The organism is Paenibacillus sp. 19GGS1-52, from assembly GCF_022369515.1.
Lineage (GTDB): Bacteria > Bacillota > Bacilli > Paenibacillales > Paenibacillaceae > Paenibacillus_AQ.
Genome location: NZ_CP059724.1, coordinates 2,449,713 through 2,475,627, shown reverse-complemented (window position 1 = coordinate 2,475,627; position 25,915 = coordinate 2,449,713). Strand labels below are relative to the sequence as shown.

The following is a 25,915-nucleotide window of genomic DNA, read 5'->3' as shown; positions in this document are numbered from 1 at the left end:
CCAAATAATGGTGATTCACATCAACAGGATTGGCGACGTTTTAGATAACGCCGCCTTCTTCCAGCCATTCAGCAATACGAGGAACCATTTGATCAGTAAGCATATGCTCCATCTTGGGGCCTGGTAGTGAATAAAGGAAATACTTCCCATAATAAGATTCAATAACTCTGGTATCATATACAATGACAATTCCGCGATCCTGGGCTGTGCGCACCAGACGCCCAAAACCCTGCTTGAAGCGAATGACTGCTTGTGGAACAGACAGCTTCATAAACGGATTCTTCTTCTGAGCCTGCAGCAACTCTGCCTTTGCCTCGGCTAGCGGATGGTTCGGTGGCTGAAACGGCAGTCTGACGATAGCAAGACAGGTCAAGGCCTCACCCGGAATATCTACACCCTCCCAGAAGCTACTCGTACCGAGCAGCACAGAAGCTGTGCTGTCCTGAAAACGGCGGATCAACTTGCTTCTGCTGCCGCCTTCCACTCCTTGGCCCAGTACAGTGATTTCTTGCGAAGCCAGTGCTTCTTTAAGCGGCTCATACACTTGGCGAAGCATCTTGTAAGAGGTGAACAACACAAGCATCCGCCCACGGGTGACCACTGCTGCTTCAGCAAGTGACTGCACTAGCATATCCACAAATCGGGCATCCCCCACACTACCTTTCACACTTGGAAAATCGCGCGGAATGACGAGCAGCGCCTGTTCCCGATAACGGAACGGAGAGGGTAGCAACACTGTCATGAGGCGACCTTCTTCAACAGCTGCATTCAGACCTAGATTATCAATCATAAACTGAAATGATTTATCGACAGACAGGGTAGCCGAAGTTAATATAATACTCCGCTTCTTATCGAAGAACAGCTCCTTGAGCTGCGAACTAACATCCACAGGCACCGCATAGAGCTGTAACGATTTGCTGCGATAATTACCATTAGCCTCCAGCCAATATACTACATTGTCGTCATTCATTCCCATAAAGAAACGCACTTGTTCACGAATAGAAGCCAAATCTTTGAATAAACCACTGATATCGGTCACAAGACTGTCAGAGGAAGACTGTCCGTCCTGATCACGCATCTCATTCAGCATCTTGTCACCCTTGCGTATGATATCCGTTAGAGTGAGATTTAAGGAGTTCTCTAGAGCCTCCAGTTCCTCCCACGTCTTAGGTTTATTCCCCGGGAGCAGACGCAGAACTAATTGCCCAGCTTCGCCAGCAGACGCATCACTGCGCTCTGGCATAAGGCTAAACAGCTTATCAGTAAGCATATCCCAGGTTTCCTTCACCGTAAGCAAATCAGGATAAATCCTGTCTATGACTCCGCTCCATTCTGAGGCCTGCTCACTGCCTGAAGATTGCAACATCAGTCGCAGTGCCGGCAGTTGACCGTTGCGGCTATCCTTATAGAGACGTGAGAGTGCATGCGACACAGTGAAATGCTTCATATTCATTCCAAGATGCTTGCCAGCTACATCCTCCAAATGATGGGCCTCATCAATAACAAGGTGCTCATAAGCAGGAAGCAGTTGATGGCCAGCCTTCACATCTGCGAATAGCTTGGAATGATTCGTTATCACTACATCAGCTATACCGGCTTCATGTTTTGCCCGGTGGTAGTAACATTTGCGGAACCATGGGCATGCGCGTCCCAGACAAGAATCGGTATCACTGGCCACAGTTTCCCAGAAATCACCACCACGACCACCCAAATTGAGTTCCTCGTCATCTCCGGATTCGCTTTGAGTCAACCATACGATCATTTGAGCTGCTGTAAGCGAGTCTTCTCTCGGACTTATAAAGTCCTTCTTATTAATCTTATGTTCAAACTTGCGCAGACACAAATAATGCCCTCTTCCCTTGAAGATTGCAGCCTTGAATGGAAATGGAATGACCTTAGTCAGGAGTGGGACATCACGCTCACGTAATTGATCCTGCAAATTAATAGTATGAGTGCTGACCATGACTTTTTGACCGCTTCGCACGCTCTGATAAATAGCTGGAAGCAGATAGCCGAGCGATTTCCCGGTTCCCGTCCCTGCTTCAATCAGCAAATGTTTATCTTCAGCAAGCGCCGTCATCACCTCAGTGATCATAATATCCTGTGCTTCCCTGCTTTCGTAATGGGGCAATGTATCTTTAAGCCGTCTGGTTACCTCTTCCATATAATCAGTAAAGGAGAGATTATCCAGTGGATTAGCATCATGATCATCTCTTGGTGGTGCAAGCTCTGTCCAATCTCCTACAGCCAGTGCCAACTGTCGATAGAAGGTGAGGTCACCTTCGGGTTGAAGGGTTTCCTTCTCACGTTCCCGCAACAGCCCGTCGAAATACCAGCCTAGATCGCTTTCTTCTTCGTTGAAGAGCTCACTAAGCCTCTGAATGGTAAGCAGTGGGAGACTATCTAGCTCCTCCAGACACTTCAGCAATAAAAGTGCGGTTGCAAGCGCGTCACTGTCCGCCTGGTGCGGACGTTCATGCGTTACCCCAAAGCTGGTGCTGACCGCTCCCAACTGATACGACGTCAGGGAAGGAAAACATATCTTGAGGAAATCAATCGTATCCAGAATCCGCCCCTGAAACGGCAGATAACCACATCGGTCTAAAGCACTTTGCAGAAAACTGAAATCAAAAGCAACATTATGACCTACAAGCACAACATCATCCAGCAGTGGTACGAGTTCCATCATCATCTCTTCCAGCGCTGGGGCATCCTGTACATCTGTATCTGTAATACCGGTCAGACCCGTAATAAAAGGAGGAATCGGTGCTCCCGGCTTGACAAAAGAACCATAAACCCGGGAGATCGACCGGTCTTCTTCTATAATGGCAAGGCCAACCTGGATAATTTCACCCACGGATTGGGTTCCCGTCGTTTCAAAATCAAGCACGGCAAATTTCATTATAAGTTCTAATCCCTTTCACTTGAGACTCTTTATCAGCATAACAGAAGTTGCGAAAAAAGGCGATGCACGCCGCTTCTTCAGTGGATGCATCGCTTGAATGGAAAAGCTTATGCTTACAAAAGCGAAACAAGTTGGTTGCCAAATTGGAGCTTGCCCCCACGGCGACGGCAAACCTCCAGATTGACGGTAGGCTCAGGAAGTTCAGGATCGAGCTGCAGCGAAAGCCTGAACAACTCTTGGGCTTCAGTAAAGCGTTCCTGTGCGGCTCGGATACAGCCCATAGCATTGTAGATCATTGCCTTAAGTTTAATCTCGCGGATTAAAGCCAACATATGATCCAAATGATTCCAGGCTGTCTCACCTTCCCCTTCCTGCAGGTAAGCCATGGCTAAATACAATCGGGCAGCGAGGCTATCCGGATAACGCAGGATCACTTCTTTAAACTGCTCGATGCATTTCCGGTACATAAGCAGCTTGTAATATCCTTGTCCCCTGACAAAAGAATCCATAAAAAGCTCAGGGGCTTCCTTTTCTGGTTCTGGTTCTGGTTCCTCAAGCTCGGCTGACAAATCCGTATGTTCGCGGAAGTTGCTCAGCTTCTCAGCAAAGATTAGCCATTCATCCATTACATTATCGCTAAGTCTATGCAGCATGTTGTACTTGCATAAAAGCTCATTCCGGCGGGTACCCTCCGCTGTAGGGAAGTCAGTGACGATCTCCTGGAGCATCTCGTTCATTTCAGCAAATAAATGTTGAAACATGGGACATCCCACCCTTACGGAAAATGAAATCAGTTCAGCTTGCCTGTCTTCATTTTTCGCTATGTGGGGGCCTTTCATCCCTGCCATTCATTGCATGACTCAAAGTTTGGTCTTAGGCAATCGTAGCATGAAGCTCATGATCCGCCAGTTTTACAGGCTTATTATTCTCATCCACAAATACAACTGTTGGTTTGTGGGTTGCCAGCTCTTCTGTAGACAGCATAGCGTAGGAGATAATAATAACTGTATCTCCGGGATGCACAAGACGAGCCGCTGCACCATTCAAACAAATGACTCCACTACCGCGTGGCCCAGGAATCACATAAGTTTCAAGGCGCGAGCCATTATTGTTGTCAACAATTTGCACTTTTTCATTTTCAAGTAAATCAGCAGCTTCCATCAGACTTTCATCAATGGTGATGCTGCCCACATACTCCAGATTGGCTTCGGTAACTGTTGCACGGTGAATTTTGGATTTCATCATATGTCTAAACAAGGGTAGCAACCTCCTTGGGAATAAATACATTGTTGTCAATAAGACGGGTACGGCCGAACTTCACGGCAAGCGCCATGATGATCTCTCCATCCACATTTGTCAGCAGATCGTCCGCTTCCAACACCTCGAGGTCAGGAAATGTCAATATTTCTGCGTATTCAATAACAGCGAGAGGAGAAGTGGAAATAACCGATACCAACAGCTTACGAATGTCCGTAGCGGTTCTGGCCTTGCCTTCCTCCAGAGCTTCACGGGCAGTACGAAGTGAACGGGAAAGAACCAAAGCCTGCGTGCGTTCCTCCTCAGACAGATAAACATTGCGTGAGCTTAGTGCAAGTCCATCGCCTTCACGAACGATAGGGCAAGGAACAATTTCCACATTCATATTAAGATCTGACACCATCCGGCGCAGAACGGCCACCTGCTGCGCGTCCTTTAAACCAAAGAAAGCATAATCCGGCTGTACCATGTTAAACAGCTTGCTAACAACCGTTGTCACTCCATCAAAATGTCCGGGCCGTGATGCCCCACATAACTGAGTAGTTAGCGACGCCACAGAAACCTTACTGCGAATCGGCTGCGGATACATTTCTTCCACAGTGGGAATAAAAACGATATCAACGCCCTCACGCTCTGCCAGTTCCAAATCACGGTGCTCATCGCGCGGATAGGATTCGAAATCCTCACCTGGTCCGAACTGCAGCGGGTTCACAAAAATACTCATGACAACCGTGTTGCTCATCTCTCCGGCTCGGCGCAGGAGACTCGCATGTCCTTCATGCAGGAAGCCCATAGTGGGTACAAAGCCAATCGGCGTATGGCCGCCTCGACGCATATATTCAAGTGCTTCGCGCAACTGTTCTACACTTCTGACTACTCTCATCTTATTTCGCTCCTTTTTCGGCTGCGCCGTATAAAGATTCCAGTACACTTTCGTCCGCGGTAAAGACATGGCTTTCGTCGGGGAATGAACGTTCTTTCACTTCCAGAACATATTGGCTGATTCCCTCACGTATCTGGTTTCCTATATCGGCGTAGGTTTTGACGAATCGTTTCTCCCGATACGGAGAAGCGTAACGCAGCAAATCATGGTACACCAGCACCTGACCATCACAATAACGACCTGCACCAATTCCAATGGTTGGAATGCTAAGGGCTTTGGAGATAGCATCAGCAACCTCTTCTGTAACCAGCTCCAAGACGATGCCAAAAGCTCCAGCGGCTTCGAGCGCCTTCGCTTCATCCATCAAGCGCTGGGCATCTTTGGCATCTTTGCCTTGAATACGGTAACCGCCGATCATATTCACCGACTGGGGAGTAAGACCAATATGTCCCAGCACGGGTACGCCTGCCGCAACCACAGCAGCCACTGTTGCGCAAATCTCTAGACCGCCCTCCATCTTAACGGCTTGAGCCCGACCTTCCTGCATTAAGCGGCGTACGCCACGCAAGCTCTCATCAATACTTCCGTGATACGTCATAAACGGCATATCCGCCACAATAAATGTGTGCTGCGCTCCCCGGGTCACTGAGCGAGTGTGATAGACCATATCATCAATCGTAACCGGCAGGGTAGTATCATATCCTAACACTACATTCCCTAAAGAATCACCAACAAGTATAAGATCAATTCCGGCTTCCTCGGCCAATCGGGCCGAAGGATAATCATAAGCAGTCAGCATGCTCAGCGGCACACCCTCTGCTTTCATTTTCTTCATTTTGACAATATTCAGTGGCTGTTTGTCTGCCATGGCTCTCCATTCCCCTTTTCCGAATTAATACGCGATAGACCGCGCAAACAAAAAAACCCTTTAGCAGAAATCCGCTAAATAGGTCCGAAGGGCAAAAAAGAGTCACTCGCGATCGTCCCTTCTGTCTCGGTCCTTACGGCTCAGAGCAGAATCCAACGTAACCGTCAACACAGTTATGAAGGTACTTTTCAAAATACTATCCATTTGCATCATTCACCAACCAGAGTGCAGCTCAAACATATGGATACCGCCTCTAAATATATTATATCAAAAACAATACTTAATTACACTAAGAAGAAACAGAAGGATCATTTATCGTGTGAAACATGTACATTCTTATCGTTCAAAAAAATATGACAAGGGATGAGACCCTTGCCATTTCAGATAATCTCAATTTCACCCGAGCACACGTTGGTAATATGCCCACTATCATCTTTTAGCAGCAATCCTCCGTTGTCGTCCAGACCCACCGCCGTGCCTTCACTGCGACCTTGCGGTGTATTCAGGACGATTTGGCGCCCAAGGGTGACCGACATCGATTCCCAAAGCTCCCGGATAGGCTTAAATCCTTGCTCCATATACAGATTGTACTGATATTCGAGCTCGGCCAGCACTTCTCCCGCTAACTCTGAACGGTCTACAGGAATACCTCCACGTTGTATTAACAATGAAGTGCCAACTCCGCGTAGATAATCCGGATAATCATCTTCCGTCAGGTTCACAGCAATCCCAATTCCGGCAATGCAGTAATGAAGTCCTCCTTCTCTTAGCGAGGATTCCAGTAGGATTCCACAGATTTTGCGTCCTCCTGCCAGCAGATCATTTGGCCATTTAATGCCAGCTTCTACACCGGTAACCCGACGTATTGCTGTGCATACAGCTACTCCAGCCAGAAGGGTCAACTGTGGCGTCAGCAGCAGAGGCAGCTTCGGACGCAGCACAACACTCATCCAGATGCCCTTGCCGCGCGGAGAATGCCACTTCCGTCCCATACGCCCCCGGCCACCGGTCTGTTCTTCAGCAAAGACAGCTGTCCCTTCGGGTGCGCCGCTCTCGGCTAGTCTTTTTGCTTCCTCCTGAGTGGACACTACCGTCTCCAGCAGCTGCATCCCGCCAGACCAATTAGAAGCAGATGAATTCCTCTTCAATTGACTTAAACGTAGCGTTTCATAGTTGCTCATGTCCATCCATCCTTTTTGCTTCGTGCAGCAATAATTGTTTATCGTTAGGGATATCTCCAACTGCAGCTGCTTGCAGCAACTGCTGCAGCATGATGCCAAGCCAGGGCCCCGGGGTCTTCTGTAAAGTCTCCGCCAGCTCATTGCCGGTGACAGCAAGTGCTGCAAGGCTGCTGAGCGGCATTTGCGTTAGCCACTCTCTTGCAGCAGCTGGGAGTGTTTGGCGGCTGGAGCCAGCAAGGACGGAGGTAGGGCCAGGAGCTGGAGAGCGGCCCTCCGGCGCTGCTTGCAGGGCTTCCAGCAGGGTGAGCCATCCTTCGGCGGCTTCCTTGCCGTAGGCCAGCACGGCGGCGATCCAGAGCCGCCGCAGTGCCTCCGTGCCGTAAGCGGCCTCTGGCGGCACCTCTTCAAGGGCAGCGGTCCAGGCTTCGCGGACCCGCAGCACCAAGACGACGCTAGTCCGCGTCGTCCCTGGGAACGTCCATGCCCGCAGCAGTTCGTCGGCCTCTTGGGCCGACTGCTTCAGGGCATGGAGCAAGAGCGCCCACCGCAGGCGGGCGCTCTGCAGTTCCCCGATCCCGGCGCTCAGGGCGGCGGCGGCCGCCAGATCGGTGCCGGTCCAGGGGAACGGGGCTTTCCCGCGCGGCAGCAAGCCGCTGCGCACGAGCATCCCGAGGCCGCGCCGCGGGTGCGGCCCCTCTACAATGCGTTCCAGCTCCGCGCGGACTCGCTCAACAGCAATATGCACCAGCTTATCCCGCTGGCGCAGCAGTCCCCGCCACGTATTCTTAGTGACGGAGAAGTCTAAACCAGACGCAAAGCGCACGCAGCGAAGCATGCGCAGCGCATCCTCTGCAAATCTTTCCTCTGCGTCTCCGACGCAGCGTATCACTTGGCGCTCCAAATCTGCCGCACCACCGAAGGGATCGATCAGTTGACCCTCGATCCCACAGCAAATGGCGTTAATTGTAAAGTCACGTCGCCGTAAATCCTCATTCACATCACTAACAAAACAGACCTGCTCAGGCCGGCGATAGTCGAGATAGCCACTTTCTGTTCGATACGTTGTGACTTCAAAGCCATTACCTGCCTGCAGCACTGTTACCGTTCCATGCTGTAATCCCGTAGGAATACAGCGCGGAAAGATCGAGATGACCTCTTCCGGTAGCGCAGAGGTCGTAATATCCATATCGTGTACAGGTCGGCCTAACAGCTCATCGCGAATGCAGCCACCGACCCAATAGGCCTCGTGGCCCTTCTCCATCAGTTGGGCAATTATATGCTCCGCTGCTTCAGCCATGCCACCAGATGCCATTTTCCATTCCATTACGAACTCCTTACCCCCGGACTGGATCCAGTCTAGGCACCTTGCACCCGAGTACACGGTAATATATATCCTCATATTGATTCGTTATAGCATCCCTGCTGAAATCATCACTGGCGCGCTTCAAGCAAGCTTGTCTAAACTGTTCTGCCATTACATCATCCGACAGAAACTCTATTGCATATTTTGCCATAGTTGTAGTATCACCGATTGGAGCTAGAAAGCCAGTCTTCCCGTGCTGTATTAATTCCGGTATGCCACCGGTTTGCGAACCAATTGTGGGTATGCCACATGCCATCGCTTCCAGTGCGACCAGCCCAAAGCTTTCCTTCTCGGAGGGAAGAAGCAATAGATCTGCCATAGAAATAACCTGGGCTATTTCATCCTGTCTGCCCAGAAAGCGGACTTTGTCCTCCAGCCCCATTTCATTGATCTTCGCCTGTATTTTGGGCAGATCCGGGCCTTCACCAACAAGCAATAGACGGGATGGCACCTCACGAATAACCTTGGCAAAAATATCAACAACGTCACTCACTCTTTTAACGGGACGAAAGTTCGAGATATGCATAAGTATCTTTTCATCCGGTGAGGCAAAATCACTACGCAGATCCGACACATCGCGTGGATAATAGACACGTTTATCTACAAAGTTATAAGTCAGGTCAATATCACGAGTAATATCCAACACCTGACGGGTTTCTTTAATCAGATCCTGCGATACGGCCGTAACAGCATCACTTTCATTAATGGCCAAGCGGATCAGATCCTTCAGCGACTCATCCTGGCCCAGCACTGTAATATCCGTGCCGTGCAGTGTGGTTACCACTTTTATATCATTGCCGAGCATTTTCTTGGCAAGAAAGGCACAAACGGCATGCGGTACAGCATAATGGACATGGAGCAAATCCAAATTTTGCATTTTAGCGACCTGTGCCATCTTGGTTGCCAGAGCTAGATCATAGGGAGGATATTTAAACACATAATAATCGTTAACTTCAACCTCATGATAAAATATATTTTTCTGAAACGTCCCGAGCCGGAACGGAATACTGTGTGTAATAAAATGGACCTCGTGGCCTTTCTCAGCCAGCAGCTTGCCCAGTTCAGTAGCCACTACGCCTGAGCCTCCAAGAGACGGATAGCAGGTAATACCAATTTTCAACATCCGGTCCATAGTTCCGTCCCCTTCTTTGACATGTGGTTATTCCTCATGTTCCTCATTATATTCATTCTGTTCAAGCATTCATTTGCTAGCAAACATTTCTACCACATAAGGAATTTTTGTGGCAAAACCTTCCGCATAAGGAATAAGTCTGCGCTGACCAAGCAGCATATCTCTGGAACGGACACGCTCGATGTACCCCTCAGTCAACGGAGTGATCACATAATCCTCTCCTGGCGCTTTCTCGAATTGGGATCGATAGCAGGCAAGAGATTGTTCCTTCAGTGCGTATTGGTCAGTCACATCGACGACAAGATCCGTTCGTCCCAGATCGTTTATGAAATAAAAATACAGCTGTGGCGCAGGTACAGCCGGCTTGTCCGGCATATATTTGCGCAGCTTGGCATTAAATACCGCCTCTTCGACCAGCTTGCTGCAAGCAATATGGTCGGGATGACGGTCCTCCCAATAAGGAGCGAAGACCACAGCCGGTGCAAAACGGCGAATCTCTGCTGCCACCGCTGCCACATGGGCTTCTGTCATATAAAGTCCTCGGTCAGGAAGTCCCAAATTACTTCGCACAACCGCTCCCAGCACCTCTGCTGCTTGCTGCGCCTCCGCCTTTCGACGTTCTACCGTCCCGTTTGAGGACATTTCCGCAGCCGTTAAATCACACAGACCAACTTTGAGCCCTGCAGCAGCATGCTTGGCGATGGTACCTGCCATGCCAATTTCGGCATCATCCGCGTGCGCTCCGAATACTAGAATATCCAGCTTCATTCATCTACACCCGGCTTGTACTTATGTACTAGGTCACGCCAGGCGAAATCACCACGATCGATAGCCTTGACCAGAATTTCAGCCGTAGCAATGTTCGTTGCAACTGGAATTCCGTATACATCACAAAGGCGCAACAATGCCGTAATATCTGGCTCATGCGGCTGTGCCATCAGCGGGTCACGCAAGAAAATAATTAGATCCAGCTCATCTTGAGCTACCATCGCACCGATCTGCTGATCCCCACCCAGTGGTCCAGACATGTAACGATGAATCTGCAGCTTCGTTACTTCCATAATTCGCAATCCGGTTGTGCCTGTAGAAAACAATTCATGTCCTATAAAGACATGTTCATAGGCTGTTACAAAGTTAACCATTTCATCCTTTTTGCGATCATGCGCAATAAAAGCAATCTTCATTATGGTCTTCCTCCCCGACTAATCTATAAAATGCTCAAATCCATATATTAAACCCGTATATCCCATCACTTTTTGCACACCCATCTTGACCCCTGGCATATATCCTGCCCGTTCGTAAGAATCATGACGGATCTTTAATGACTGTCCATAGCCACCAAAAATGACTTCCTCCTGGGCAAAAACACCGGGAAGACGGACGCTGTGGATGCGAAATCCGTTATAATAACCACCACGTGCTCCTTCAATGGTCTCCTCTTCCTGAGGATTGCCCTGACGAAGCTCCTTCCGTACTTCCGAGATCATCTCCGCCGTCTTGATTGCGGTCCCTGAAGGTGCATCTAGCTTCTGGTCTCCATGATACTCGATAATCTCCAGATGAGGAAAATACTTTGCGGCCTGCGCCGCGAATTTCATCATAAGAATAGCTCCTATGGAGAAGTTAGGAGCAATCAATCCGCCAATCCCCTGCTCTTGGCACTGCTTGTCCAGCTCCTTGATCTGCTCCGGAGTGAATCCGGTTGTACCGATAACCGGACGCACCCCATATTTGATTGCCAGTGCCGTATTCTCATAGGCGGATTGTGGGATAGTGAAATCAACTAATACGTCTGCGTTACTCTCTGCGAGAGCAGCCTCCAGATTAGATGTAACCAGTATCCCGGTTTCCTCCAGACCCACAAGTCGACCTGCATCCGTATCCATTGTTGATCGATCCACAGCAGCTGCCAGTTCCAGCTCTTCATCCTGTAGTACCAGCTTTATAACTTCCTTGCCCATTCTTCCGCCTGCGCCAGATACAATTACCCTGATCTTGTCACTCATATGCTTTCGTCCTCGCTTTCAGTGGTCTCATGATTACTGCAGATAAGACTGTAGTGATTTTTGCAGATCCTTCATCAATTGCCGCAATCCCGAATCGTCTGGATGCAAGGACATAACCTCTTTCAAGGTTGCGATAGCTTGTAAATGCTCATTCATTCGACTATGCGCAATGGCTAGCCACACATAAGCGTCTCCATATAAAGGGTCTAGAGAAATCGCTTCTTTTAGTAGGGTAATCGGATGATACGGGTTGTGAGTACGCGTCCGTTCATCTTCAAGCAACCGCTTGGCTTCCTGCACAAGCATTAGCGCCTGCAAATGCTGCAGATGCAGATTATACTCGGGTTTGCTGCTATCAAGCTTTACAGCAGCAGCAACATGCTCTAATGCCCGATCCAACATGCCGCTGCGGGCATATGTTATGGAACAGCGATACCTAACCTCAGCATCAGCCGGACTAGCAGCAATAGCAGCCTCAAAACAGACAATGGCTTCGGCAAAATCACTGCGCAATATATGGCGGTAAGCCTCTTTTACATAATCACTTGGATTCATATACACACCACCCTAACGACTAAATGCCGTTCGTTTGGTACAGCATATGAAGTAGCTGCCTAATCGGTGTTTTTCATTGTCCATCGTCCAGCATCCCGGGTATTGAACTTGTGCATTACTTTATCGTGAGCTTCCGTAAGGTCGATACCCAGTGAATTGGCGAAGCAGATCGTAATAAATAAGATATCACCCAATTCAAGCTCAATTGAATTTTCTGCTTCATCGGAACGTTTCGGTTTCTCGCCAAATTGGTGGTTTACTTCACGGGCCAATTCTCCGACTTCTTCGGACATGCGGGCAAGCATTGATAACGGACTGAAGTACCCTTCCTTAAACTGAGATATATAAGCGTCTACCTCACGCTGGATTTCACCAAGACTTCTGTCCATAAATAGTTACTTCGCCCCCTTGCTTCATCTTGCCTTCTGTTTGCCCCTATGTTATCGTAAAGACGTTTTGAAGACAAATTTTTTTTAATATTTTATAGCATCTGACAACAAAAGGTATACTTAATTGTAGGCATTGTAGTAATGCACGACTGAAATTAGCAGCAAAACATTATGTTATAAGAAAAACTGCCCATAGTGGCCTAACGAGGGATTTTATGAATTCATCCAAAATTATTGCAATTAGTAAAACATCAGCCCCCATCATGCTGGGAGCCGCAGTGTATGCCTTTGGTCTGCTATATTTTATTATTCCCAACCAGCTAATGGAGGGTGGAGTGACCGGGATTACGATCCTGCTCAACTATGCTTTTGGCATCCCCATCTTCCTAACGACACTCCTGCTGAATCTACCGCTGTTTCTGCTTGGCTGGAAAGTTCTTGGTGCCCATCAGATTGCCTACACCGGTGTAGGTATTGGAGCGTTGTCTTTTTTCCTATGGTTATTCGAAAGAATGATCTCCGCAGGTTGGATTGTACCCTTCACTACCGAAAATGATTTTATTCTTGCTTCATTATATGCCGGGGTAACGCTAGGCGCTGGTCTTGGTATCGTATTCCGTTTCGGAGGTACCACCGGCGGTGTAGACATTGTAGCGCGAATTCTTGGCCGTAACTTCGGCTGGAGTATGGGACAGATTATTCTGGCCGTAGATATCCTCATCATTGGCTCTTCACTGCTATATATCCCTAGAGAAAAAATATTATATACATTGGTCGCAGTCTTTATCTCATCACGTGTGATTGATTTCATTCAAGAAGGTGCCTATGCCGCAAAGGCTTTCACCATAATCAGCGACTATGCCCCCCAAATCGCCGATCTGATTACGGCGGATATGGATCGCGGCGTGACTCTGATTCCAGCAATCGGCGCATATTCCAAGCAGGCTAAGCACATGGTGTACTGCGTGGTATCGAGGCAGGAGATTCACCGACTCAGTCAACTCGTGAAATCTATCGATCCGCAGGCCTTTGTGATCATCAGTGATGTGCACGATGTACATGGTGAAGGCTTTCGTCAGACCTAAACGTGTGAAACATATAAATTCTGTTTTTAAAAAAACAGCCAGTCCTTCTTCATGAAGGCTGGCTGTTTGACGTATTATACAATCTCCCATCCCTGATTCGTACCACGATATTTACGGTATCCGGCATATACTAATGCAGCTATAATAAATCCTGCTGCCAACAATCCCCAGATTCCGTAATTCTGTGATGCCATCGGAAGCGACAAGGCAGGTTCGTCCTTTTCTTTGTCAAACATTACACGCACAGCTTCTTGCCCGTAAGAAACAATCTCGATTAAGCGTGCTCGTTCGATTTTTTGCGAAGAAGTTGGCACACCTGCTGCATAGGATAGCCAGGAATCGAAGGCATTAACTACCTCAGGCTGACGGGAGATAACAACAGCCGGCCGGATATTATCGTACCTGCTCTGCAGCCTCTCCAGTGCTGCCTTCCAGCCCGCTAGATCATTAGCTGAAGCACTCTGTTCCATTTCGTTCAGATCCTCACGGATCGGCTTATAATATTGAAGCCACATTGGCTGGCGGGTGTGATTCAGGCTGTTAGCCGCCAGTCGCAGCTTAGCGGCTGCCGATTCCCAGCGCTGCGGGGAGATCTGAACAGCCGCAACGGCAGCCTTCAGATCTATGATCACTGCCGAGAGCGCATTGATGCCTTCTACAGAAGTTAATCCTTCAAAGGATGAGGATACAAAGATCCGCGAAATTTCAGCGCTTTCTTGCCGGACTTTTGCTACATTCCCTTCCAATACATACCCGTACAAAGCTTCCGCGGACTGCTCCAACTGCTGAGCTCCCCTATTACCGCTAAGTACTGTCTTTCCATCATCCGCTATGCTTGTACTTCTATTCAATCCATTACCTGATTCTCCGGAAGCATTCCCTTGTGCAGCTAGAACGGTAGCCCCGTTTACACCAGCAAATAACCAACAGAATACCAATCCTATCAACAAATAATATCTCCTGCACGGCATGAGACATCCCTCCTACCCTCAATGTATGGCCAGAGGACAAGGGATAGAACATTCTTATAAGCCCCTTTTTAAGAGCTTGCTCGCTTACTAGAAGTTATCCTAAGCTTTGAACGTTCCCTGAACAACCAGGCAACTGCCACACTAAAGAGCGTCAGAGCAAATGTAAAGTACTGTACCCAGATAACATTATCCTCCAGGACAGACGGCAACCACGGATACACTCCATAAGAATAATCCACAGTGTCGTTAAAAAGAGTCCAGATCAGAGCAAGAGGCAGCATTCTGCGGTAAGAGAAAAATCCTGCATAAAGAAGGGCTTCAACTGCCATTCCCGTATGGGAACCCATCAGCATCCAATCCTTCCAGGTCAGGACATCCCCTTGATAACCACCAGCAATAATAATACTTACAGCCCAAATACCATACTTCACAGACGTTACGACGGCAAGGGCCTCGATGATTCCTTTTATATTTAGCCCTGTAAAGCTTTTCGGAGGAAACAGCAGCAGCAATAACGCCAAGGTAAAGAATAGACTCGCAGTTGGGCTATCCGGAACAAACGGAAGAAGCCAGAGAGGATAGTTAGCCGCTGTGAATTCCATTTGACTGCCATACCATATGTATCCGTAAATCGTACCCAGGAAATTGACGATAAACAACAACCACAAGATTCCCCGGTTTTTAAACAGCTTCTCAAACCAATGCACTGGCATACAGTCTGTTAACCTCCCCGAATATTGACAGCTTTACATTTATGCATATAAAAACCTGACCGCATGCACGATCAGGTTTGCGTTAATATTATTTTACTGTTCGCTTTTTTGTTTAGCAAGCCAGCCTGCTAGATTATCAATATCCTGTTCTGATAATCCAGCTGCCATAGCAGTTTCAGCCATCGGAGGCATCTGGCCTTGGCCTTGTTTAATGATAGTAAGGATTGCTTCCTTATCATGGGTATCACCTACTCCACGTAAGGAAGGACCCACTGCACCCTTCATATCGACAGCATGACAAGTGATGCAGGTAGCTTGCTTAAACAAGGCCATAGCCGGATCATCCTTGTCCACAATTGCAATTTCGTTAGCCTTGACAGCACTGGAGGTTGGAAGACCTTTGGCTTTGTTCTCTGCTGCTTTTTCCTCGCGCTGCACATCCTCAGGAATTTGCCCGGTTTCAGCCATTTCATTCTGGTATTCTGTCCATGCCGTATTAGTTAAATAAATAATCGCTGCAAGGGATAGAAACATTATTGAGGATGCAATCGGCCTGCGGTAGAATCTCCGCTCACGGCCTGTATCAAGAAATGGTGCCAGGAGCAGTGCTCCAAAGGCTACACCGGTAACCCCTAAGGTTCCCAGTACAATATAATCACCCGAAGCATAGGGAAGCTTCAAATACTGATACAGAAACAGAAAGTACCAGTCTGGTATAGGAATAACCGTTGCGCTGGCGTTCGCAGGAAAACCAAGGGGTGCCGGTTCTGAAATAGTAAGTACTAATATACCAACCAGCACAACAACTCCAACCATCCATTCTTTCAGCAAAAAGTTTGGAATAAAGGCTTCTGATTTGCCCGGGTAAGCCGAATAATCCGGGGGGGAGATAAATCCATTGCCCCGGCGAACCCGGGAATCTCCGACAAATACGACCTTTTCTTTGGAATGATCTCCGTTCTGTGCCATCTATAGTCCTCCTCTCATAGGTTGATTTACAACGGACCGGAAATACCCTGTCTGCGGATCATGATAAAGTGTCCCACGAGCAGAATAAGAAGTACCGCTGGGAGGAAGAATACATGTAGTGCAAAAAAACGGGTCAGCGTTTCAGCGCCAACGATCGTGCCACCCTGCATTAACTCCTTCAGTATCGGACCTAGAACTGGCATAGAATTGGCAATTTCCAGAGTAACCTTAGTTGCAAAGTACGCTTTGTTATCCCATGGGAGTAAATAACCAGTGAGACCCAAGCCGAGCATAACGAAAAAGATTAGCATGCCCACGACCCAGTTCATCTCGCGTGGAGCTTTATAAGATCCAGTGAAAAAGACCCGCATGGTGTGTAGAAACATCATGACAATAACCAGACTGGCACCCCAGTGATGCATCCCGCGCACGATTTGTCCGAAGGCAACCTTAGTCTGTAAGTATTCGACACTAGCATAAGCATTAATAATGTCCGGTACATAATACATCGTCAGGAACATGCCTGATAAGATTTGAATGACTGTGATAAAAAAAGTCAGCCCGCCAAAGCAATATACAAATGCCGAAAAGTGATGAGCCGGGTTAACATGCTCCGGAACCTCATGATCTGCTACATCTCTCCAGATTGGCGTAATATCGAGACGTTCATCAATCCAGTTATAGATATTTTTAAACATCAGAACTCACGCCTCCTTCTTGACTTCAGTATTTGCGACTACATCACCCAGATACACCCAGCCATTTTCAATCTTGATCTTGTACTGATCCAGCGGCTTCGGGGCTACAGCCAGATTCTTACCCAGCTTCGTGTAACGCGCACCGTGGCAGGGGCAGTGATATTCGTCCGGATATGCCTTGTCATTGTTCCAGCCGACCGTACAGCCCAAATGCTTGCAGGTCGGTGAAAGCGCATAAATATCTCCGGCTTCGTCTTTGCGGATCCAGGCCGTCAGTGTAGCTGTACTGGCATACCATCCATCCTGCTGCTCTAGCTCAAAAGTAAATTCCTGAGGTTGATCATTAATTTTGCTTGTCTCCGCAACCTTGATATACTCACCGGCACCTTTTTTATGTAATATCGGGTCCACGGCGAAACGAACCATGGGAAGAATAGCTCCGGCCCCCATGAAGGCTGTAGCGCCTCCTAGCGTGTAGGTCAAAAACTGCCTGCGCGACATTTCTTTTCGGTCAGGTGGTTGTTCGGGCCAAGTCTCCTGTTGCTCATTATGGCTGCTCATACTGCTGATAACCCCCTTTTCAAAAAATAAGAAAAGCACCTCTCGAAGAGACTCGAGGTGTAGCCGGTTAATTAATAATGCGTTTTCAATGATAAAAGTCACATGTCATATAGTTCAACCTAATAATAGCTTAGGCTCCAAAACCCGTCAAGAATATTGTCTAATTTGTGACAGGCCTAAAAGAACACTCTACTTAATATTGTTGATTTTTTGTCACATTTGTTTCAATTCTCACCTTTCCACATCTGAAGAATTCTCTCGCCTACAGCGGGATTAGCACCTATCTTCTGAGAAGCAAAAATATCAGGCGGGGAAAGAACTAAATCGCTTTCAATAATCTCTTGCCTCGAAGCCTTAATATCCGCTGTAGCCACTATAACGAACTGGAAGCCATTGGATTTGACATTTCGGCAAATCTCATTTATTAAGTCGATATATCCTTTACCCAGGTACTGTACTGCTGGATAAGTTACGATTCGCCCCTGAAATGGCTTTTCAATGAGGTCCAACAAATCACGCAATCTTTCCAAGGCTGAGGCCATTTCTAGAGGACTCTCCAGACCTGTAAGTCCTGTAAATGGAAGTAGGCAGGTATCATAGAATTGGTGGTTCTGTTCCCAACTGCTCCTATCAAAATCACTAAATCTCATCAGCATTCATCTCCCTGTTAGCTGGATGTTTATTTCGGTTTTCCCTTTTGTGAATCAAGCTGCTACGGGTTTGGAGGGTTCTTACGATCGCTGTTAAAGTCCGACTGATTATATAATAATTGTTTCTCCAGAATCCCTCCAGCCCTCCGCTTACGTTCGCACGAAAGTCGACCTCTGAAGCGATAATTTATACCGTGAAACCTATAAATTCTTTTAAAAAAAGAAATGCGCACGCGCATTTCTTCAGGCCAAACTTTTTAGTTCTTCGGTCAGATTTCGGAAAGCGAGCTTATCTCCAGCCGCCAGCGCTGTGTCGATCTCCCGGTACAAGATGTCGGTGCGACGCTTTCGCAGCGCTTCATCCCATACCATTTCTGCTGCAAGTCCTAGCATCACTTCATAGGTAGCCTTCATTTTGTCCATTCGATACACCTCCGCTGTTTACGTTGTTCTATATTCCTTCGCCTTCTGCACATAACTCTCTGTGGTACGCGCCATTCTCAGTAAATCCTTCTCTGTTAATTCTCGGATTACTTTTGCTGGAGAACCTAGAGAGAGTGTGTAGGGCGGGATTATTTTGTTCTCGGTTACAATGGAGCCAGCCCCTATTAAAGCATATTCACCAATCTCGGCTCCGTTCAAGACAATTGCGCCCATTCCGATTAATGTACCTCTACCTATTCTACATCCATGTATAATCGCTGCATGCCCCACTGTTATATCATCAGCGAGCCAAAGCGGCAAGCCTTCAGCCACATGCCCTACGGCCCCATCCTGAATATTACAGCGCTCGCCAATAATAACTGGTGCCAAATCGCCCCGAAGTACAGCATTAAACCAAATACTGGAGTTCTGTCCTATTCTGACATCTCCTACCAGCTTCACACCTTCCGCTACGTAAACCGAATCATCCAGCTGTGGTATGTAATTCCCATAAGCAATTCGCATAAGTTTCTCCCCCCTTTACTGCAAAAGCTGCTTCGGAAAGGCTGCCTCTATTCCCCATTGTGTCATCATGGCAACTGGCCCATCAGAAGTCTCTCCCAATCGAAGCATTCCTAGATGCAGCATCATCTTTACAATACGATGCTCCAGAATAGAAGCTGCTTCATCATAATAAAATGGTTTGATTAACCAACCCACTGCATCCACTAATGAGGATACACTCACCCAGTCACTGGCACTAATACTGATCCAGTACACAAGTGAAGGCAGATTTGGAATAGCCCCTTTATACAGTCTTAACCAAAAGGAGAATAACTGCATCAACCTTTCACATTTTCCCTCATCCAGTATAACCGCTCCCGCTGCAGTAAGTCTAAGACGATATCCCTCTTCTGACAACCAACGACGATGACGGGCATAATCGTACAGAAGTGCCAACCTTGGAGGATAATGCTCGCAAGCTCTTCCATATCCAAATCTCCAACCCCCTTTGCTAAGTGGGATCTCAGGAATATGGAGCGCATTCATTAATCCCTGTTGATACCGCTTATACAGCGCCCCTTCCTGATTCAACTCCGGTTCATTCTCTTTAACATATCGAAGGAACAGGAGCAGATCACTACTCATCAGCTCGCCCTCATTTCGATACATGGAAGGTTCATCACTAAGGGAGACACGCTCCCTGATGTATTGCCCCATCATTTCCCGGAAACGTTCCTTTAAATCTCTCGGTACCTGGAACAAATAACGGGTTTGCTGTGACGAGCCACTAAAAAGCCAGCCACTGCTTTTGAATCGAGACACCATGTCGCGGTAACTCCCTGACTTTCCCTCTGGAGTATCAAAGGAAGCCTGCCGAGCGGCGGCCAATAAATCCTCAAGACTGAAGTAGCTGCGTTCGTCGAACAATAACGTGTTTAGAAATCGCAGTTCTACTGGGGTACATCCTCGGATATGAGACTCCATAAAATTTCTGCTTCCAAGCCTGATCAATATACTCTGGATCAAGTCATGCTTGGAGTTTCGCTTGCATTCACACTCATAGCGTCCCGCAATGGCGGTCAGCTGCCCAATATCCGCATAAGAAAGCATATCCGCCAGATTCATCTTTTTATCGCCTCGCCGTTTTACTACCATTATGGGAAATACAGCTCATTTTATTCCCATTTACACAAAAAAAATAACCCGAGTGGACGGGTTAACGCTGATTTTGCAGAATATGGCGAGTACAATTGTACAACAGCGGGTTCCATTCCGGCCCATTCTTCTCCAGAATCGTCAGGGACAAATTGCCAAGTCGTTCGGAATACTTATCCTTGAAAAGTGCCGTGTATAGTTGAGCTAGGAATCCCCCATGAGATACAACCAGTACATTTTGCTTAGGATACTTAGTAGAAATATCCTTCATGAATGCAAGTGCGCGTTGTTGCAGCTGCTCATCCGTTTCTTGCCCGAGTGACAGCTGATTCCACTCTTTCCCCCACTTCTCTTCTCGTTGTGCAGCAGTAAGCCCTTCAATCTGGCCATATGCGCGTTCCCGAATACGATGATCGGACTCCAGCAAAGGAATACCTAGTTTAGCTGCAATAATCTTCCCCGTCTCTTCCGCACGCGAAAGACTGCTGGTGATACAATAATCCCAGCGGTAGGACTCTTGCAATAGTCGGTCTGCCAGCATTTCTGCCTGCTCGCGGCCTTCCATATTCAGTGGAATATCACTTTGTCCCTGTATTTTTCCCGCTACGTTCCAATCCGTCAGTCCATGGCGTATTAAGCCGATTAGCATGTTGTATCACCCTTTTCCTTCACGTATTTGTTTCTTAATGTACCATGGATAGATGCAAATGTCTTCTTTTTAAAATGATTATTAAGCCCACTTAATGAATTCCAGGCACCTATTCGCACAAAAAAAGCCCGCTTTACCAAGTAGTAAAGGGACTTCGATATACGATCGGAACGTTCTTACGAGACGTTCAGATCCGTATTCTTATTGTCTGCGATAACGATTCAGCCGGACCAACGAGATGACTGATAAAGCAACTCCAAGCATAGACAATATCATCCAATATTGAGGATGAGTAGGCCCCATACTGACTACTAGTGGCTCAATAATTCCGCCCTGGGATATGTTTTCAGGATAGGAGGACTCTAATTCCATAGAGATTCCCGCAACACCTGTTTCCACGATTCCACTTTGAGCTACTGTAGTATTTGCAGGCGTCTTAATCATCGTAAAGTATAGGAAACTGGACAAAAAAATCGCCAGAAAGCAGGCAATCCACAAGCTTAGTCTGTGGCGAAATATTGCCGATGTTCCGGGAGATTTACCATCACCTGGCATCAGCCAAGGACTTTCCAGATAAATCCGTTCCATCACTCTGATATTTATCGATTCTGCACGCTCTTCGCTGACTTCTTCCTTCATATCCTGCATAAGGTGACTGCTCTCCTGCCACAACAACAACTCGGCAGTACAATAAGAACAACTCTCAATATGCCTTTCTAGCAAAATCCGCCTAGGATGGGTGGGGGGAGCGTCCCACAAGAGCGGAATACATTCTTGCGCTTCCCTGCAGTTCATTGGCCTTACACCCTCTCAGCCTGCTCTTCGATTTCAATCTCAGGCTCATAAAAATAGGATTCGAGTTGCAGCTTCACACTGCTCCGGGCACGAAACAATAGTGACTTCACGGAACTGACACTCTGATCCAAAATCACGGCTATTTCCTGATAATCCATTTGATCATATTCACGTAGAATCAGCGCAGAGCGCTGCTTCTCAGGAAGATTATTAATTGCATCACGGACCAAGTTCATCCGCTCTTTACGCAGAACAGCCTGCTCAGGAGCCACTTCAATTGGGGCTACAGGAGTATAGCCACTTTCTTCAAGGGAGACATTCCCGCCACGATTCTTACGAAGCTCACTAAGCACCGTATTACGGGCAATCGTATACAACCATGTTGAAAAAGAGGCATCTACCTCTCGGAAAGAATGCAAACTCCGGAATGCCTTATAAAATGTTTCTGAACAGAGATCCTCAGCAATCAGTTCCATATGAGAATTCTTGAGCATATGGTACACAAAAGCCAATATTTTACGTTGATAACGACTCATTAATTCTGAGTATAATTCCGTATCGCCTTGTTTGATTTGCTGGATCAATTGGGAATCCGTCATGGTGAGTTCGGCCCTCCTCGCCCTTGCACGTCTTATCCCGTCCGGTCCGTACTTATTATTACCGGGCAGGCCTAGAAAAGTTGCGGTGATATTGTAAATTTAAATCATCTGAAAACGCAGTACTCCTATGTATATTCGCACAACCAACGTTTAAGGCATGCTGTATGTTTCATTCCACAAAATATTAAACTATGAATATAGCTAGTCTATTGTATCATACATCCCCACAGGATGACATTAATAGACTTCAGGGCAGCAGGCTCGTCAGCTGAAATTGACATTCTCATCATAGTCAGCGTTGCTGAATTTTTGCTGAATAAAATAATAGCGATTTAACTGTTGACAAAATGTAAACGTATACATATAATAAAAGTACAGTATGGTTTCTCTCCACTCCTATCCAAATACTACACGGTTCCAAGTAATTGTGAACTGTAGCCGCTTATTATGTAAGCGGTCTTTTTTTGTCTATTTTTAGTCTGAAGATAGAAAAATCCGGGGCAAACGCCCCGGCTTTACACATATACCGTATAATCGTTGTGCTGCAGCAGGACTTTAGCCAGCTCCATATCCCTTTCTTGACGAAAGGATAAGCGCATGATGCCTGGAACGTCCTCACGGCTCTCAATAATTTGTACGTTGCTGAGGTTAATACCCTGATCCCCCAGTTCCGTTGCAATACGACCGATAATCCCCGGATGATCTGGAACATCGATATGCAGATCGAACAGTGGCGCAATCATGCCTTTACGCCGCTCTGGCAACTGACTGCGGAAACTGTTCGCTTCATCGAAAGCTTTCTGAATACCCACACCGTCCTCATTCTCCAGCAAGGAAACAAAAGATGAGACCTCTGCCTTCCAATCCTTCAGCAAACGAAGCATCACCAAACGATTGTTCAGTAATATATCGCGCCAAATAATCGGATCACTAGAGGCTATCCTCGTAATATCACGGAAACCTCCAGCTGCCAAAGTACTGTATAAGGAGTCCGTGTCATCGTAAGCGCGAATCTGATTAACGAGTGCCACGGCAATAATATGCGGCAAATGACTAATCGCACCCACAATTTCATCATGGCGCTCCGGATCAAGTCGTACGATTTGCGCTCTTGTATGTAGAAGTAAGGACTCTAGAGCACGATAAGCAGCCTCTGGCACCCCTGGCGGAGGCGTCAGCACGTAATAAGCATTCTCGAACAGTAATGACGAGGCTGCCTCTACTCCTGAGCGCTCCGAGCCAGCCATTGGATGACCGCCAATAAAGAATACTCCAGGAATATCCAGCGAGACTGCACAGGCAGCAATGCTAGCCTTCGTACTGCCAACATCGGTAATAATACAGCCCGGCTTAAGCGGCAGCCTGCTGAGCTGCTGGAGATATCCCTCTAACATGCCTACGGGGACACATAGGAATATATAATCGGCATCCAGGGCTGCTTCCTCTACTGAAAGCGTGGCATGGTCGACCACACCTCTGCTCACATATTTAATTGCCAATTCAGGACGGTGGGCATGGCCTACGACGGTCAGACCTTCCTTGCCCTTAAAGCAAAGGGCTAGTGAGCCTCCGATCAGACCGACACCAAAAATAGCTATTTTTGTCGTCATGTTCTTTGAACTACCTGCCTTCTATAATTTCATTCTGTCTTCATCCAGTTATGCTCGTACCTTTTGCTCTGCAATAGCCTGCTCAAGTGCTGTAACAAAAGCATTATTCTGCTCAACAGAACCTACCGTAACACGGATATAAGTGGGGTAAAGACGGTGACCTGCTCGTACAATAATCCCTTTACGCAGCAAAGAATCGAAGACTTCGATTGCAGACTTACGAACATCTACCATTATGAAATTGCCATGCGCCGGAAAATATTCCAAACCGAGACGTTCGAATTCCCTCTGCAGCTGGACAATGCCAGCACTATTAAGGCGGCGGCACTCCTGCACATATTCTTGGTCGTCGAGCGCAGCTAAGGCAGCAACCTGTGAAATACGGGTAGTGTTAAAGGGCTCGCGAACCTGATTGATCAGCGTAATAATTTGAGGGCTGGCTACGCCGTAGCCAATACGAAGTGCTGCCAAGCCATAAATTTTGGAGAATGTTCGCAGCACAACGAGATTGGGATAATGCTCCAACAACTTAATTCCGTCTGAATAAGAAAGATCATTCACATATTCACAATAGGCTTCATCAAGCACAACCATCACATGAGAAGGTACCGCATTCAAAAAAGTGATTAATGCCTCTTCTGGGACTATTGTTCCGGTAGGATTATTAGGATTGCAAATCCAGATGATCTTAGTACGATCCGTGATATGGGCCAGCATGGCATCCAGATCATGTGTACCGTTTGCGAGCGGCACTTCTATTGAAATTGCTCCTTCAATATCAGCATTGCTCTTATACACAGAGAAGGTCTGATCAGCCATAATGGTCTCATCTCCTGGCAGGAAAAATGCCCGGGTAATAAGCGCAATAATCTCATCAGAGCCGCATCCAAAAATGATATTATCATTCTTCACACCAAGCCGGGTTGCCAGCTTAGAGGTTAATTCCGCAGCGGAACCGTCTGGATAAAGAGAAAGATTATCCAGCTCTGCTATAATAGCAGCTCGTACGCTCGGCGCTGCTCCATACGGATTCTCATTAGAAGCAAGCTTGATGACTTCACTTAAGCCAAGCTCCTTCTTCACTTCTTCTATTGGCTTCCCCGGCTTGTAGACCGGAAGATTAACTATATTAGGTTTTGGATTCATGAACGGCCCTCTCTCTCCAGAAATATTAACTTTTATGGTCTTAATTGTGCCACAAATTCACGAATTTGCAACAACCCTTCTTGTCGTGTGGCGGGATTGTCCAGCAGCGGAATCACATCTTCGACTTTGCGGACAATGGCGCTACCCACGACCACCCCATCACATATTTGGGCAAAACGGGCGACCTGTTCGCCGGTAGAGATGCCGAACCCTACAGCCACCGGCAGATCAGTCAGCTGCCGTACTGATTCAATAAAGGCATCTACACCTTCATGAAAAGTAGATCTTTCTCCAGTGACACCCAGTGAGGATACACAATAAACGAATCCGCTCGCACCAGATACGATCTTAGCGATACGTTCATGCGAGGTCGGTGCGACCAATGGAATGAGATTCACACCAGCTGCACGGCTGCGACGGCGCATGTCTTCAGACTCTTCCACAGGCAGATCAGGAATAATAAGACCGCTAATTTCATGAGTACTCAATGCTGCGAAAAAAGTATCAAGTCCCATTTGCAGCACCGGATTATAATAGGTAAATAAGATAAAGGGCAACTCGCTCCCAGCTTGACGGGCCTTTAAGGCTGTCTCCATACAGGTGCGCAAGTGAATGTTCCCCTTCAGCGCCCGTGCGGAGGCTCGTTGTATGACTGGACCATCCGCGAGTGGATCAGAGTAGGGAACACCCAGCTCCAGAATATCGGCACCTGCCGCTTCAAGTTCAGTAATAATGGCAAGTGTAGTCTCAAGATCGGGATCTCCGACCGTAAGGAAGGGGATCAATGCTGCCCGCCCCTCAGCCTTAAGCTTCCGGAACGTCAGATCCATCCGGTTCATAGTATCTGT

The 25,915-nt window shown here is 47.5% G+C and carries 29 protein-coding genes; 1 reads left to right on the top strand and 28 read right to left on the bottom strand.

Features of this window, described 5'->3' with window-relative positions; all coding sequences use genetic code 11:
• Positions 1-40: 40 nt before the first annotated feature.
• The 13 genes from dinG to H1230_RS11575 form a co-directional block, all read right to left on the bottom strand.
• Positions 41-2,902: an ATP-dependent DNA helicase DinG gene (gene dinG / locus H1230_RS11635; RefSeq protein ID WP_239715617.1), complete on the bottom strand. Its 2,862-nt coding sequence runs from the start codon at positions 2,900-2,902 to the stop codon at positions 41-43.
• A 116-nt stretch (positions 2,903-3,018) separates the two neighbouring features.
• Complete coding sequence (locus H1230_RS11630; protein WP_239715616.1) at positions 3,019-3,666, bottom strand: tetratricopeptide repeat protein; 648 nt, start codon at positions 3,664-3,666, stop codon at positions 3,019-3,021.
• A gap of 112 nt (positions 3,667-3,778) precedes the next feature.
• On the bottom strand, positions 3,779-4,162 hold the full coding sequence (gene panD, locus H1230_RS11625) for an aspartate 1-decarboxylase (protein ID WP_239715615.1): 384 nt from the start codon (positions 4,160-4,162) through the stop codon (positions 3,779-3,781).
• Complete coding sequence (gene panC, locus H1230_RS11620) at positions 4,155-5,045, bottom strand: pantoate--beta-alanine ligase (protein WP_239715614.1); 891 nt, start codon at positions 5,043-5,045, stop codon at positions 4,155-4,157. Before panC ends, panD begins: the two co-directional genes overlap by 8 nt.
• A gap of 1 nt (position 5,046) precedes the next feature.
• Positions 5,047-5,913, bottom strand: coding sequence for a 3-methyl-2-oxobutanoate hydroxymethyltransferase (gene panB, locus H1230_RS11615; RefSeq protein WP_239715613.1), 867 nt, complete (start codon positions 5,911-5,913; stop codon positions 5,047-5,049).
• A 380-nt stretch (positions 5,914-6,293) separates the two neighbouring features.
• Positions 6,294-7,094: a biotin--[acetyl-CoA-carboxylase] ligase gene (locus H1230_RS11610; protein ID WP_239715612.1), complete on the bottom strand. Its 801-nt coding sequence runs from the start codon at positions 7,092-7,094 to the stop codon at positions 6,294-6,296.
• Entirely contained in the window at positions 7,081-8,475 is a 1,395-nt protein-coding gene (locus H1230_RS11605) for a CCA tRNA nucleotidyltransferase (protein ID WP_239715611.1), read from the bottom strand. Before H1230_RS11605 ends, H1230_RS11610 begins: the two co-directional genes overlap by 14 nt.
• Entirely contained in the window at positions 8,429-9,589 is a 1,161-nt protein-coding gene (bshA, locus tag H1230_RS11600) for an N-acetyl-alpha-D-glucosaminyl L-malate synthase BshA (RefSeq protein WP_239715610.1), read from the bottom strand. The genes H1230_RS11605 and bshA overlap by 47 nt, the downstream gene beginning before the upstream one ends.
• Before the next feature lie 69 nt (positions 9,590-9,658).
• On the bottom strand, positions 9,659-10,357 hold the full coding sequence (gene bshB1, locus H1230_RS11595; RefSeq protein WP_239715609.1) for a bacillithiol biosynthesis deacetylase BshB1: 699 nt from the start codon (positions 10,355-10,357) through the stop codon (positions 9,659-9,661).
• Positions 10,354-10,776, bottom strand: a complete 423-nt coding sequence (gene mgsA, locus H1230_RS11590; RefSeq protein ID WP_239717265.1) for a methylglyoxal synthase — start codon at positions 10,774-10,776, stop codon at positions 10,354-10,356. The genes bshB1 and mgsA overlap by 4 nt, the downstream gene beginning before the upstream one ends.
• 15 nt (positions 10,777-10,791) lie before the next feature.
• Positions 10,792-11,595, bottom strand: a complete 804-nt coding sequence (gene dapB / locus H1230_RS11585; RefSeq protein ID WP_239715608.1) for a 4-hydroxy-tetrahydrodipicolinate reductase — start codon at positions 11,593-11,595, stop codon at positions 10,792-10,794.
• Between the two features lie 33 nt (positions 11,596-11,628).
• The gene (locus H1230_RS11580; RefSeq protein WP_239715607.1) at positions 11,629-12,150 is read right to left on the bottom strand and encodes a tetratricopeptide repeat protein; all 522 of its coding nucleotides are present in this window, start codon (positions 12,148-12,150) and stop codon (positions 11,629-11,631) included.
• A gap of 59 nt (positions 12,151-12,209) precedes the next feature.
• On the bottom strand, positions 12,210-12,539 hold the full coding sequence (locus H1230_RS11575) for a nucleotide pyrophosphohydrolase (protein ID WP_239715606.1): 330 nt from the start codon (positions 12,537-12,539) through the stop codon (positions 12,210-12,212).
• A 215-nt stretch (positions 12,540-12,754) separates the two neighbouring features.
• On the opposite strand from H1230_RS11575, the gene H1230_RS11570 reads away from it, so the two are divergent.
• Positions 12,755-13,624 (top strand): YitT family protein, encoded by an 870-nt coding sequence (locus H1230_RS11570; RefSeq protein WP_239715605.1) that lies wholly within the window; start codon positions 12,755-12,757, stop codon positions 13,622-13,624.
• A 74-nt stretch (positions 13,625-13,698) separates the two neighbouring features.
• Here H1230_RS11570 and H1230_RS11565 read toward each other — a convergent pair whose 3' ends face one another.
• The 15 genes from H1230_RS11565 to trpA form a co-directional block, all read right to left on the bottom strand.
• The gene (locus tag H1230_RS11565; RefSeq protein ID WP_239715604.1) at positions 13,699-14,571 is read right to left on the bottom strand and encodes a sporulation protein YpjB; all 873 of its coding nucleotides are present in this window, start codon (positions 14,569-14,571) and stop codon (positions 13,699-13,701) included.
• 92 nt (positions 14,572-14,663) lie between these two features.
• Positions 14,664-15,308: a DUF1405 domain-containing protein gene (locus H1230_RS11560; RefSeq protein ID WP_239715603.1), complete on the bottom strand. Its 645-nt coding sequence runs from the start codon at positions 15,306-15,308 to the stop codon at positions 14,664-14,666.
• Positions 15,309-15,401: 93 nt separating this feature from the next.
• Positions 15,402-16,277: a menaquinol-cytochrome c reductase cytochrome b/c subunit gene (locus H1230_RS11555; protein WP_239715602.1), complete on the bottom strand. Its 876-nt coding sequence runs from the start codon at positions 16,275-16,277 to the stop codon at positions 15,402-15,404.
• Between the two features lie 26 nt (positions 16,278-16,303).
• Positions 16,304-16,975 carry a menaquinol-cytochrome c reductase cytochrome b subunit gene (gene qcrB / locus H1230_RS11550; RefSeq protein ID WP_154118403.1) on the bottom strand — a complete coding sequence of 224 codons (672 nt, stop codon included), beginning with the start codon at positions 16,973-16,975 and terminating at the stop codon, positions 16,304-16,306.
• A gap of 6 nt (positions 16,976-16,981) precedes the next feature.
• Positions 16,982-17,536 carry a Rieske (2Fe-2S) protein gene (locus tag H1230_RS11545; protein WP_239715601.1) on the bottom strand — a complete coding sequence of 185 codons (555 nt, stop codon included), beginning with the start codon at positions 17,534-17,536 and terminating at the stop codon, positions 16,982-16,984.
• A 224-nt stretch (positions 17,537-17,760) separates the two neighbouring features.
• Positions 17,761-18,186 (bottom strand): DUF2487 family protein, encoded by a 426-nt coding sequence (locus H1230_RS11540; protein ID WP_239715600.1) that lies wholly within the window; start codon positions 18,184-18,186, stop codon positions 17,761-17,763.
• Between the two features lie 243 nt (positions 18,187-18,429).
• Positions 18,430-18,609 carry an IDEAL domain-containing protein gene (locus H1230_RS11535; protein ID WP_239715599.1) on the bottom strand — a complete coding sequence of 60 codons (180 nt, stop codon included), beginning with the start codon at positions 18,607-18,609 and terminating at the stop codon, positions 18,430-18,432.
• Between the two features lie 18 nt (positions 18,610-18,627).
• Positions 18,628-19,134 carry a gamma carbonic anhydrase family protein gene (locus H1230_RS11530; RefSeq protein WP_239715598.1) on the bottom strand — a complete coding sequence of 169 codons (507 nt, stop codon included), beginning with the start codon at positions 19,132-19,134 and terminating at the stop codon, positions 18,628-18,630.
• 15 nt (positions 19,135-19,149) lie between these two features.
• Positions 19,150-20,238, bottom strand: coding sequence for a hypothetical protein (locus H1230_RS11525; protein ID WP_239715597.1), 1,089 nt, complete (start codon positions 20,236-20,238; stop codon positions 19,150-19,152).
• A gap of 91 nt (positions 20,239-20,329) precedes the next feature.
• Positions 20,330-20,917: a histidine phosphatase family protein gene (locus tag H1230_RS11520; RefSeq protein ID WP_239715596.1), complete on the bottom strand. Its 588-nt coding sequence runs from the start codon at positions 20,915-20,917 to the stop codon at positions 20,330-20,332.
• A gap of 201 nt (positions 20,918-21,118) precedes the next feature.
• The gene (locus H1230_RS11515) at positions 21,119-21,565 is read right to left on the bottom strand and encodes an anti-sigma factor (RefSeq protein WP_239715595.1); all 447 of its coding nucleotides are present in this window, start codon (positions 21,563-21,565) and stop codon (positions 21,119-21,121) included.
• Positions 21,566-21,717: 152 nt separating this feature from the next.
• A complete protein-coding gene (locus H1230_RS11510) occupies positions 21,718-22,311 on the bottom strand; it encodes an RNA polymerase sigma factor (protein WP_239715594.1) in 594 nt (197 codons plus the stop codon).
• Positions 22,312-22,826: 515 nt separating this feature from the next.
• On the bottom strand, positions 22,827-23,921 hold the full coding sequence (locus H1230_RS11505; RefSeq protein WP_239715593.1) for a prephenate dehydrogenase: 1,095 nt from the start codon (positions 23,919-23,921) through the stop codon (positions 22,827-22,829).
• 48 nt (positions 23,922-23,969) lie between these two features.
• A complete protein-coding gene (gene hisC / locus H1230_RS11500) occupies positions 23,970-25,067 on the bottom strand; it encodes a histidinol-phosphate transaminase (protein ID WP_239715592.1) in 1,098 nt (365 codons plus the stop codon).
• Between the two features lie 32 nt (positions 25,068-25,099).
• The gene (gene trpA, locus H1230_RS11495) at positions 25,100-25,906 is read right to left on the bottom strand and encodes a tryptophan synthase subunit alpha (RefSeq protein WP_239717263.1); all 807 of its coding nucleotides are present in this window, start codon (positions 25,904-25,906) and stop codon (positions 25,100-25,102) included.
• Positions 25,907-25,915: the final 9 nt, after the last annotated feature.